Origin of the sequence: Maribacter sp. ACAM166 (genome assembly GCF_005771495.1) — a bacterium.
Taxonomy (GTDB): Bacteria; Bacteroidota; Bacteroidia; order Flavobacteriales; family Flavobacteriaceae; genus Maribacter.
Genome location: NZ_VAUW01000017.1, coordinates 1 through 11,281 on the forward strand (window position 1 = coordinate 1; position 11,281 = coordinate 11,281).

At 36.2% G+C, this 11,281-nt stretch carries 9 protein-coding genes; 5 read left to right on the forward strand and 4 right to left on the reverse strand.

What is annotated here, in order from left to right:
• A partial coding sequence (locus ES765_RS12350; protein WP_138114633.1) for a transposase occupies positions 1-323 on the forward strand: 323 nt, incomplete at its 5' end.
• 130 nt (positions 324-453) lie between these two features.
• Here the strand turns inward: ES765_RS12350 and ES765_RS12355 are convergent.
• The 4 genes from ES765_RS12355 to ES765_RS12370 form a co-directional block, all read right to left on the reverse strand.
• On the reverse strand, positions 454-1,734 hold the full coding sequence (locus ES765_RS12355) for a nucleotide sugar dehydrogenase (protein ID WP_138114634.1): 1,281 nt from the start codon (positions 1,732-1,734) through the stop codon (positions 454-456).
• Positions 1,735-2,122: 388 nt separating this feature from the next.
• Entirely contained in the window at positions 2,123-3,118 is a 996-nt protein-coding gene (locus ES765_RS12360) for an SDR family oxidoreductase (protein WP_138114635.1), read from the reverse strand.
• A gap of 131 nt (positions 3,119-3,249) precedes the next feature.
• Positions 3,250-4,290, reverse strand: a complete 1,041-nt coding sequence (locus tag ES765_RS12365) for an NAD-dependent epimerase (RefSeq protein ID WP_138114636.1) — start codon at positions 4,288-4,290, stop codon at positions 3,250-3,252.
• Positions 4,287-5,684 carry a nucleotide sugar dehydrogenase gene (locus ES765_RS12370; protein ID WP_138114637.1) on the reverse strand — a complete coding sequence of 466 codons (1,398 nt, stop codon included), beginning with the start codon at positions 5,682-5,684 and terminating at the stop codon, positions 4,287-4,289. Before ES765_RS12370 ends, ES765_RS12365 begins: the two co-directional genes overlap by 4 nt.
• 299 nt (positions 5,685-5,983) lie before the next feature.
• Here ES765_RS12370 and ES765_RS12375 point away from each other — a divergent pair, with 299 nt between their 5' ends.
• The 4 genes from ES765_RS12375 (at position 5,984) to ES765_RS12390 (ending at position 11,264) form a co-directional block, all read left to right on the forward strand.
• A complete protein-coding gene (locus ES765_RS12375; RefSeq protein ID WP_138114638.1) occupies positions 5,984-6,970 on the forward strand; it encodes a UDP-glucuronic acid decarboxylase family protein in 987 nt (328 codons plus the stop codon).
• Between the two features lie 461 nt (positions 6,971-7,431).
• Positions 7,432-8,520, forward strand: a complete 1,089-nt coding sequence (locus ES765_RS12380) for a DegT/DnrJ/EryC1/StrS family aminotransferase (RefSeq protein WP_138114695.1) — start codon at positions 7,432-7,434, stop codon at positions 8,518-8,520.
• Positions 8,517-10,454, forward strand: coding sequence for a polysaccharide biosynthesis protein (locus ES765_RS12385; protein ID WP_138114639.1), 1,938 nt, complete (start codon positions 8,517-8,519; stop codon positions 10,452-10,454). Before ES765_RS12380 ends, ES765_RS12385 begins: the two co-directional genes overlap by 4 nt.
• 42 nt (positions 10,455-10,496) lie before the next feature.
• A complete protein-coding gene (locus ES765_RS12390) occupies positions 10,497-11,264 on the forward strand; it encodes a polysaccharide biosynthesis/export family protein (protein ID WP_138114640.1) in 768 nt (255 codons plus the stop codon).
• Positions 11,265-11,281 lie beyond the last annotated feature (17 nt).

Sequence of the window (11,281 nt, forward strand, 5' to 3'; positions counted from 1 at the left end):
ATATAAGTACAGATGCAAAAATAGTGACAGATAAATGGAGAGGATATTCACCACTAAAAAAGGACTATGATATCGAACAGAAATTCAGTAACAACGGTAAAAATTTCAAAGAACTGCACATAGTGATTATGCACTTAAAATCTTGGTTAAGAGCAATACCAACTCACGTAAGTAAATGGCACGTACAAGCTTACTTTGATGAATTTTGTTTTAGGATCAACCGCTCTCAATTCAAGCAAAGTATTTTTCATAAAACTATAGAAAGAATGGTCTTAGCGAAACCTATTTATCATAAAAACATAAAACAGATACTAGGCGTATAACTCAAAATTTAAATATTACTATAGTATATTTTGTTAGAATTTAGTTCTGTAACTTCTTTGATTGTCTAATTTGATTAGATACATACAGATTATTTCATGCAATAATATAAATAAACAATAGCTTATAAAATTATAATCTCCCGTCCACATCTTTTTTGAGAATGCCCTTTACATCATAAATAATGCCATTTGGTTTAAGCATTTTTTTAAGCTCCATTTCTAAAAATTCGTTGTGAGCTACCGTCAGAATAATAGCATCAAATTTTTCAGTAGGGACATCTTTTATGACTTTCATATTATATTCATGCTCGACTTGTTTCGCTGAAGCCCAAGGGTCATAAATAGTCACATTAGTTCCATAGGTCTTTAAGTTGTTAATAACATCTACTGCTTTTGTATTACGAACATCTGGGCAGTTCTCTTTAAAGGTAATGCCCAAAACTAAAATTGAGCTCCCTTTAATTTTAATATCACGCTGCACCATTATCTTAATGACTTCAGATGAAACATATTTGCCCATGGTATCATTCATACGACGCCCTGCTAAAATAATTTCTGGGTGGTACCCATATTCTTGTGCTTTTTGCGCCAAATAATAAGGATCTACCCCAATACAATGGCCCCCAACCAAACCTGGCTTAAAAGGAAGAAAATTCCATTTGGTTCCTGCAGCCTCTAAAACATCGTGGGTATCAATACCCATTAAGTTGAAAATTTTGGCCAATTCATTAACAAAAGCAATATTAATATCTCGTTGCGAGTTTTCAATAACCTTAGCAGCTTCAGCTACCCTAATATTAGGGGCTAAATGCGTACCTGCTGTAATAACAGAAGCATACAAAGCGTCTACTTTTTCGCCTACTTCGGGTGTGGATCCTGAAGTCACTTTTAATATTTTTTCTACCGTATGCTCCTTATCACCTGGATTGATACGCTCCGGTGAATACCCCGCAAAGAAATCGGTATTGTAACTCAATCCACTAGCTTTTTCCAATACAGGAATACACTCATCTTCGGTTACACCAGGGTATACGGTAGATTCGTAAATAACCGTATCTCCTTTCTTTAATACTTGGCCAACTGTTTCACTGGCTTTATATAAAGGAGTTAAAATAGGACGATTAGTACTATCTACTGGTGTTGGTACGGTAACGATGTAGTATGTACAGTCAGCGATATCAGCTAATTGGTTACTACAGTACAGGCCAATGTCCATTTTAGGTGAGTCTTTTAAAACGCTCTGCAATACATCATCTTCCAGTTCTAAAGTACTGTCATGTCCTTTGTGTAATTCGTTAATGCGATTAATGTTTATATCAAACCCTACAACAGGATATTTGGTAGCAAATAACCGTGCAAGTGGCAAGCCTACATATCCCAATCCTATAATGGCAATTTTAATGTTGTTCATGTGTTTATAAATCGTTGTTCGTTGTTCGTTTTCGGGTGATTACTTTTACTTTTGAAATTGATAATTGTTCATTGATAATTGTTTACTGCTAACTGACTCATTTCATACTCTTACTGTTAACTTCTATAGGCAACTGATTCCTTAATTTCGTCAGTAAAGGCCCCATTCAAAAAATTGAAAAGGAAGAGGCTGGCGTTTCGTTCAAATGACCTTTCAAGCGGGTTTTGCGACCCTTTCTGGAGCAAAGGTTGTATCGAGAAGCTTTTAGTTAATAAAGGTTCTCTATAGAAAACCACTTTCAGGGTTTCACTCGAACTGACAGTTCTTTTTACTTTAATACTCCACTACTCAATATCAACACTGCAATTAATTTTTTACTGGGTACTTGCTACTGCCTAAGATTCTCCCAATACCATTTCACGGCTTCTTTAAGTCCGGTTTTGATATCAAATTGTGGATCATAGCCTAAAAGTTCTTTTGCTTTATCTATGGAGGCTAAAGAATGTGGCACGTCTCCTGCACGCGTAGGACCATAGGTGTTTTCTATACCAGTAATCTTAGGGTCGTAGGCACCAAGATACTCTTTCAGCAATTGGGTGAGTTCATTTAAATCGGTTCGTTCGCCGTAAGCTGTATTATATACGGTGTTTAAGGCCTTTTGGTTTTTGGTCACTAGTGCCCGCACATTCATTTGAACGACATTATCGATATAGGTAAAGTCTCTTGAAAAAGAACCATCCCCATTTATAACAGGAGATTCATGGTCCATCAATTGCATCACAAATTTTGGAATTACCGCTGCATAAGCTCCGTTCGGATCTTGTTTTCTTCCAAATACATTAAAATAGCGCAAACCAATGGTTTCTATACCATACGTTTTACTGAATACATCCGCGTATAATTCATTAACATATTTGGTGATGGCATAGGGGGAAAGAGGTTTACCGATAATATCCTCTACTTTAGGCATGCTTTTAGAATCCCCATAGGTTGACGAACTCGCTGCATAAATGAAACGTTTCACTTTAGCATCTCGGGCAGCCACTAACATATTTAAGAACCCAGAGACATTGACGTCATTACTGGTTATTGGGTCATTGATGGAGCGGGGTACCGATCCCAAGGCCGCCTGGTGTAATATGTAATCCACTCCATTGCAAGCGTTTTGGCAATCTTCTAAATTACGAATATCACCCTCAATCAAATTGAATTTGGGATGATTCATCAAAGGAACTAAATTTTCACGTTTTCCTGTAGCAAAATTATCTAGGCAGGTCACTTGGTTTCCGTTTTGTACTAAAGCGTTGCAAAGATTGGAACCAATAAAGCCTGCGCCACCGGTAACTAAGATGTGGAATTTTGAATCGAGATTATATAAATTCATGTATGTATTTTGAGATTGTAAAAACGTAACGTAACTTGATTTTCGATTTAGGATATAATTTATTTTTAATGAGCATATAAACCAACTATGCGGTACACTTAATCTATTAGTATCACCTGCACATAAAATCATTATTGCGTTAATGGGCCATAATATTCTTTGTACCAGTCCACAAAATACTGTACCCCAATTTTTATTGAGGTATTGGGGCTGTAATCATAATCTTGAATTAAATCATCTACATTGGCCCAGGTTTTTTCTACATCGCCCGGTTGCATGGGCAGCATTTCTTTTTTTGCAGTTTTTCCTAGGCTCTCTTCAATAGCGGTAATAAAATCCATCAATTTGACAGATTTACTATTGCCGATATTATATATTTTATAGGGCTCTTTTTGTCCAGCCTTACGGTCTTCATTCATTGGTGTTTCCATAACACGAACAACCCCTTCGGTGATATCATCGATATACGTAAAATCACGTTCCAACTGTCCATTATTAAAAACTTTAATCGGCCTACTGTTAATAATGGCATCGGTAAAGAGAAACATGGCCATATCGGGTCTTCCCCATGGGCCATAGACTGTAAAAAAGCGCAGGCCAGTCGTCTTAAAGCCGTAAAGGTGACCGTACGAATGAGCCATTAACTCATTACTTTTTTTGGTTGCTGCGTAGAGACTTATGGGGTGGTCTACAGTGTCAGTCGTTTCAAAAGGTATTTTTTCGTTTAGCCCATAAACGCTTGAACTACTCGCATAGACCAAATGCTTGACTTTATAATTGCGGCAACACTCCAAAATATTCAAGAAACCCACTAAATTGCTATCTACGTAAGCCTCAGGATTTTCAAGACTATAACGAACACCAGCTTGGGCCGCTAGGTTACAGACTTTATCGAATGCTTGTGCCTCGAATACTAGTGGGATATTCTTACGATCCTCCAAAGCCAAGCGAATAAAAGAAAAATGGGCATGGTTTTCACTACTGGCCAAACTATTGAATTGCTCAGCATCGGTCTTGGCGATGCCTAATTTCTTTAAGCGTGCATACTTTAAATTGATATCGTAATAATCATTGATATTATCCAAACCTACTACCGTATGTCCTTTTTCCAGAAGTGATTTGGCTACGAAAAACCCAATGAACCCTGCTGCTCCGGTCACTAATATTTTCATGACTGCCCTATTTTGTAATAATTAAACCCTAAGGAATTCATTTTATGGCTGTCTAACAGGCGTCTGCCGTCAAACACAAAGGCCGGTTTCAACATATGATTATAAATTGTTTCCCAATCATAGGTCTTAAACTCGTCCCATTCGGTTAAGATGGCGATAGCATGAGCTTCTGCCGTTGCTTCGATAGGATTATGAGTCACTTTCAACAACTTCCTATTTTCTTCTGGAGAGCGGGTGTTCAGGTAATCAAGATCTGCATAAATACGTTCAGCGGAAACCTTAGGGTCATAAACCAATATTTCTGCCTGCTCCGCCAGTAAGGCATCGGCTACGGTTATTGCCGGAGATTCCCTTGTATCGTTGGTGTCCTTTTTAAAGGCCCAACCATAAAGCACAATTTTTTTACCGGAAATAGTATTGTAAAGAGATGAAATAATATGCTCTGCAAAACGACTTTTCTGATAATCATTTGCAATGATGACCTGCTCCCAATAATCGGCTACCTCAGCAAGACCATAGGAACGTGCGATATATACTAAATTGAGAATATCTTTTTGAAAACAAGACCCGCCAAAACCTACCGAGGCATTTAGAAATTTTGGACCTATGCGGCTGTCATAACCAATAGCCTTAGAAATCTCTTGGATATTGGCATCGGTTTTCTCGCATAATGCAGAAATCGTATTTATGGAAGAAACGCGTTGTGCCAAAAAGGCATTGGCCACTAATTTGGATAGTTCAGATGACCACACATTAGTTTGTAAAATACGTTCTTTAGGCAACCAATGCGCATAAATAGCACTTAAGGTGTCTTTCGCCTCTTGTCCAGAAGGCGTATCATCGCCACCAATTAAGACTCTATCTGCATTCAAAAGGTCTTCTATTGCCGTGCCCTCGGCCAAAAATTCAGGATTGGATAGTATTTCAAAATTAACCTTATTGCCTGTGTGTTGTAGTATACTTTTAATAGCGCTTGCAGTGCGTACCGGCAGGGTAGATTTTTCAACCACAATTTTATCATCTTTAGCAACTTTGGCTATATTACGTGCACAAAGTTCAACATATTTTAGGTCCGCTGCTTGTCCTTTCCCCTTACCATAGGTTTTGGTCGGGGTATTTACAGAAATAAAAATAATTTGAGCCTCGTCTATGGCTTTATCTACCTCGGTAGAAAAAAATAAGTTTTTATTTCTTGCCTTATCAACTATCTCTTTTAGTCCTGGTTCATAAATAGGAAGATTGTCTAAATTAGTAGCGTTCCAGCTATTGATTCTGTCTTGATTGATATCAACGACAGTAACTTTAATATCTGGACATTGACTTGCAATAACGGACATGGTTGGGCCACCTACGTAACCCGCACCAATACAACATATGTTCGTAATTTTTTTCATGTTTTTTATTTGAGTACCGTGCAAAATTTGCAAAGATAAATTATTTAGTAGTATTTAGTCGTTAAAGGGTATATTTTAAGAGTTCTCATGTTTTTAACCATTTGATTGCTAAACATATTATATACGGGTCAAATACAGTAGTATATATTGTTTAAATAAAACCGTACTCTCTGTGAACTGCTATTTTGCCTGTTTAGTATGATTTCATCCAATTTTTTTGAAGTTTAAAGGATTTTAAGTGTTCCTTTTTCTTCGTTACTTGCATTGACCTATCTTCGTGAAACCTAAAATAATATATTTTGAAAAAAGTTTTAATTACTGGTGGAGCTGGATTTTTGGGATCACATCTCTGCGATCGTTTTATTAAAGAAGGCTATCACGTGATAGCTATGGATAATCTAATTACAGGTGATATCAAGAATTTGGAGCATTTATTCCACCTAGAACAATTTGAATTTTTTCACCATGATGTTACCAAATTTGTTCATATCGCGGGCAAGCTTGATTATATTTTACATTTTGCCTCACCGGCAAGTCCCATAGATTATTTAAAAATTCCAATTCAGACACTAAAAGTGGGTGCAATGGGCACACATAACCTGTTGGGATTGGCTAAAGAGAAAAATGCTAGAATTTTAATTGCATCAACTTCAGAGATTTATGGTGACCCATTGGTGCACCCTCAAACCGAAGAGTACTATGGTAATGTGAATACCATTGGGCCCCGGGGCGTATATGATGAAGCTAAACGTTTTATGGAATCAATCACCATGGCCTACCATCGTTTTCATGGAGTAGAGACAAGGATTGTTCGAATTTTCAATACCTATGGCCCAAGAATGCGTTTGAATGATGGTCGCGTAATACCTGCTTTTATAGGTCAAGCATTAAGAGGGGAAGATTTGACCGTATTTGGTAAAGGAAATCAAACAAGGTCATTTTGTTATGTTGATGATGAAGTGGAAGGTATTTATAGATTATTATTAAGTGATTATAGTATGCCCATAAACATTGGAAACCCTCATGAAATTACAATTAAAGATTTTGCGGAAGAAATTGTGAAATTAACAGGTACTAAGCAGAAAATTATTTTTAAACCGCTACCCCAAGATGATCCTATGCAGCGCCAACCAGATATCACTAAGGCAAGAGAAATTTTAGATTGGGAGCCAAAAGTTTTGAGAGAAGAAGGTATGAAAAAAACATACGAGTATTTTAAATCCTTGCCTTCTGAAGAACTTTATAAAAGAGATCATAAAGATTTTAGTACCTATAATAAAGTATGAGTTATTTTACTGTAAAAATGAGAACAATGGAGTGATGTGTAGGAGGTAGAAATACTCTTACTTGAGATAATTTTAATAGTTGCACTGTTTTATGTTTGTGTTTAGTTTAATCGATAAAATAATGCCGCGTATGATGAATAGGCTGTTTGTAAATACGTTATTTGATTTGAGCGTTTGTAGGAAAAGACATTTACCTTCTTGCGTGCCTTTCTTTTCAGAGGAACTGTGCAGCCTCAGCTATTGATACAGTATATATTGTGACTGGGCGAAAAAAGGAGCTTAAAGTAGAGATAACATAGCTCAAACAAGTCTTTAAAAGTAGTTAAACGATTTAATTTTAGCATTAATCGAATTATAGCATTACAATCTAGCTTTAGACTAAACTAGGCGTACATTTATTAAAATATTAAAATACAGAAGTGATAGACACAAAGGAAAAAATATGGCTTTCCTCACCACACATGGGAGATACAGAGCAGCGTTATGTCAAAGAGGCCTTTGAAACCAATTGGATAGCTCCTTTGGGCCCTAATGTCAATGGCTTTGAGTATGCCATAAAAGAAAAACTTGGCAATTCCGTTCATGCAGCTGTTTTAAGTTCTGGAACAGCGGCTATTCATTTAGGTTTGCAACTTTTAGGAGTTCAACGAGGTGATGAGGTGCTGTGTCAAAGTTTTACGTTTTCAGCTTCAGCAAATCCTATTCTGTATCTAGGTGCTAAACCTGTCTTTATAGATAGCGAAAAGGATACCTGGAATATGTCTCCTTTACTTTTAAGACAGGCGATAGAAAATAGAATTGAGGAAAAAGGGGTTCCAAAAGCGATTATAGCAGTACATCTCTACGGTATGCCCTATAAAGTAGAAGCTATACAGCGTATTGCCAACGAATATAACATTCCAGTGTTGGAAGATAGCGCAGAAGCATTAGGAAGTACTTATAAGAATAAGGCTTGTGGTACCTTCGGTGATATCGGCGTGCTATCATTTAACGGAAATAAAATTATTACGACCTCTGGCGGTGGTGCTTTGGTGTCAAAAAACAAAGCATATACAGATAAGGCAATATTTTTGGCAACACAGGCTAGAGATGATGCGCCTCACTACCAACATTCACACATTGGTTATAATTATCGAATGAGTAATGTTTTAGCAGGTATAGGTCGAGGACAAATGGAAGTATTGCAGGACCGAGTGGATTCTCGCAGGTCCAACTATGCATTTTATCAGAATATGCTGGGTTCATTGAAGGGAATTGAATTTTTGAACGAAGCTGATGGCTATTATTCCAACCGATGGCTAAGTTGTATACTTACCCCTTCTTTTGAAATACGAGAGCGACTTCGATTAGCCTTGCTTGATGAAAATATCGAATCTAGACCGTTATGGAAGCCTTTGCATTTACAACCTATTTTTAATGAATGCAAGCAGTTTTCTGATGGAACTTCTGAGTCTTTATTTAATCGTGGTCTTTGTTTACCCAGTGGCAGTAACCTTTGCCGTGCCGATTTAGACCGAGTTACCGATTGCATAAAAAAAACACTATTATGATACAGAAATATTTAATATATACTTCGCAACGCTATGCATCAAAATGGCTTGTTTTATGTATCGATCTCTTTACAATTGGTTTTTCTTTTATACTATCCTATCTAATTAGGTTTAATCTAACACTTAATTTTGAAGTTAAGAGCTTATTGGTTCAATTACCACTAGTAGTGTTGACCGCTTTATTATCCTTTCTTATTGTAGGTTCGTATAAAGGCGTCGTGCGTCACACCGGTGTTAGGGATGTATACAATATTTTTAATGCAGTATGTTTATCAAGCATTCTCCTTATATTTTTTGTCATTGCCAATAGACAAGTAGTTCTTATTAATAGTTTTACCGTACCATTATCCATTATTATCATTAATAGTTTGATAACATTTGTTGGTCTTACCGCTTCAAGATTTGTGTTTAAATCGATGTACAGTAGAATGAACGGTAATATCAAAACAAATAAAAACGTTTTGATTTACGGTGCCGGGGAATCCGGCGTATTAACCCATGGTGCAATAACAAATCACTCTAAAAGTAGATATAAAGTAGTTGGTTACATTGACCGGGATGTTAAAAAAATAGGAAAAAATATCAATGGAGTACCGGTATTTAGTAGAAAGGATTTGACTGAAAAGTTTATTGTTAAAAATGATATTTCCGAAATTATCTTCTCCATTCAAAATATTGATTCAAGAAAATTACGCAAAACTGTAGAAGGATTAGTTGATTACCCTATTGTGGTGAAAATAGTTCCACCTATAGAAGATTGGATTAATGGAGAACTCAAAATTTCACAAATTAAACAAGTACAAATAGAAGACTTATTAGATCGTGCCCCTATAAAAATCAGGAATAGTAAGATTGCCCTCGAGTTAATGAACAAAAACATTATGGTTACGGGTGGAGCGGGTTCGATTGGGAGTGAAATTGTTCGTCAAATTAGCACCTATGGATATAAATCGTTGGTTATTATTGATTCTGCAGAATCTGCACTCTATGACTTGCAACAAGAACTAAAACAAAATGGATGTCATAATTTTATACCTATAGTAAGTGATGTCAGGGATAAAAATAGGATGAATTCACTTTTTGCGGAACACAAACCCGATGTCGTGTTCCATGCGGCAGCTTACAAGCATGTTCCCTTAATGGAGTACAATTCATATGAAGCTATTAAAATCAATATTGGTGGAACAAAGAACATTGCCGACCTGTCAGTTATACATGGTGTTGAAAAATTCGTTTTTGTTTCTACCGATAAAGCGGTGAACCCTACCAATGTAATGGGAGCGACCAAACGAATAGCAGAAATGTATATTAGCTGTATGCAACGCGAAAACAAGACCAAGTTTATCACTACTAGATTTGGTAATGTTTTAGGGTCTAATGGCTCAGTTATACCTTTATTTAGAAAACAAATAGAGAAAGGTGGTCCACTAACGTTGACCCATAAAGATATTACTCGTTATTTTATGACCATACCAGAGGCTTCTCAATTGGTTTTAGAGGCTGGGGCCATGGGTGAGGGCGGGGAAATTTTTATATTTGATATGGGTGAATCCGTTAAGATATATGACCTAGCTAAAAACATGATTAAGTTATCAGGGTTACGATATCCACAGGATATAGATATAAAGATTACCGGATTGAGACCTGGTGAAAAATTATACGAAGAGTTGTTGGCAAATGGGGAGAATACGCTACCCACGTATCATGAAAAAATAAAAATAAGTAAAGTACGCAACTTAGACTATATCTTTACAAGATCTAAAATTGATGAACTGTGTATTACCAATATGTTTTTTAGCGGAAATACAGTGAAACTGATGAAAGAAATTGTGCCGGAATATGTGTCAAAAAATTCAGACTATTGTGATTTAGATACATCGAAAGCTGAAAGTATGCCACAATTAAAATCAAACTTAAAAATAGTTCAGCACTAAATTCATAGAATGTTCTCTTTACAAAACACTTAAAAAATAATTATGAAAAAAGTTTATTACGCTATCCCTTTATTTATTGTTTTGTTAGGGTTACTTATTAGTTCTTGTGGTTCTAAAAAAGATGTAGTTTATTTTCAAGATGCGCAAGATTACGAAACAATAGTTAGTAATAATACCCTCAATAATACTTTTAAGGTGGATGACCTTATAGGGATTAATGTATCTACACTGGATCCTACAGTGAGTATACCTTTTAATTTAGTCATGGGAAGACAAGAAGGGGGGTTCAATCAACCGCAACAATTAGATTATATAGTGGATAAAAATGGAGAAATTGATTTTCCGGTTTTAGGAACTATTAAGATTTTGGGGTATACTCCTGAGGAGACTAAGATACTTTTAAAGGAAAAATTAAAGCCCTATTTAAAGGATCCGATTATTAATATTCGTTTACGAAATTTCACCGTTACCGTTTTAGGCGAAGTAAACCGTCCTGGGACCTATCCGGTCAATGGGGAACAAATCACGGTTCTTGAAGCTATAGGGCTTGCGAATGATTTAGGGATCAAAGGAAAACGTGATAATGTACTGGTGATTCGAGATTTTAATGGTACTAAAGTGTACACCCGAATAGATTTGACCAGTAAAGATGTTTTAAACTCCCCGGTCTATTATCTGACACAGAATGATGTTGTATATGTGGAGCCAAATAATTCTGCAATAACTTCTTCTGCATTAGATAATAGGGCAGGAATATCTATTTCAATTGCTTCGCTTTTAATTACAACGACACTTATACTTATTAGATAATTAGAGAGTTTTTACTT

What these genes read in the sequence shown, in the direction of transcription:
- ES765_RS12355 (WP_138114634.1), bottom strand. Translation starts at nt 1,734, where the DNA reads ATGAACAACATTAAAATTGCCATTATAGGATTGGGATATGTAGGCTTG.
- ES765_RS12360 (WP_138114635.1), bottom strand. Translation starts at nt 3,118, where the DNA reads ATGAATTTATATAATCTCGATTCAAAATTCCACATCTTAGTTACCGGT.
- ES765_RS12365 (WP_138114636.1), bottom strand. Translation starts at nt 4,290, where the DNA reads ATGAAAATATTAGTGACCGGAGCAGCAGGGTTCATTGGGTTTTTCGTA.
- ES765_RS12370 (WP_138114637.1), bottom strand. Translation starts at nt 5,684, where the DNA reads ATGAAAAAAATTACGAACATATGTTGTATTGGTGCGGGTTACGTAGGT.
- ES765_RS12380 (WP_138114695.1), top strand. Translation starts at nt 7,432, where the DNA reads ATGGGAGATACAGAGCAGCGTTATGTCAAAGAGGCCTTTGAAACCAAT.
- ES765_RS12385 (WP_138114639.1), top strand. Translation starts at nt 8,517, where the DNA reads ATGATACAGAAATATTTAATATATACTTCGCAACGCTATGCATCAAAA.
- ES765_RS12390 (WP_138114640.1), top strand. Translation starts at nt 10,497, where the DNA reads ATGAAAAAAGTTTATTACGCTATCCCTTTATTTATTGTTTTGTTAGGG.